Here is a 259-nt window from a genome sequence, read left to right as displayed (position 1 = left end):
ATTAGTATTCACACGAAAATATGACGAAGTTATTAGCATTACACATTTATAATCATCAAATATTGTTACTATCATCACTCCTCAATAAGTTTATCTAAAGGAATATAATATAATTGAGCAAATCTTTTTTTATGATCCCCAAGAGCAAACATGATAACCAATGATTTTGATTTGCGATCAATAGCTAAACCTTCAGGTTCCCAATGTTTTTCTTTGCCACTGTTAAGAGAATCTTTTTTCCCTACTGTTACATTATTAA

General features: G+C 29.0%; 1 protein-coding gene. It reads right to left on the bottom strand.

Translation table 11 applies throughout. The annotated features are described in order from the left end of the window. Window positions 1-74 precede the first annotated feature (74 nt). On the bottom strand, window positions 75-259 hold a 185-nt coding region (locus SB689_RS23505; RefSeq protein ID WP_410694459.1), incomplete at its 5' end, for a hypothetical protein.

Origin of the sequence: Chryseobacterium sp. SIMBA_038 (assembly GCF_046535115.1) — a bacterium.
Classification (GTDB): Bacteria; Bacteroidota; Bacteroidia; order Flavobacteriales; family Weeksellaceae; genus Chryseobacterium.
Note: the sequence above shows the minus strand (reverse complement) of the source record. Positions and strands in the feature narration are given on the sequence as shown.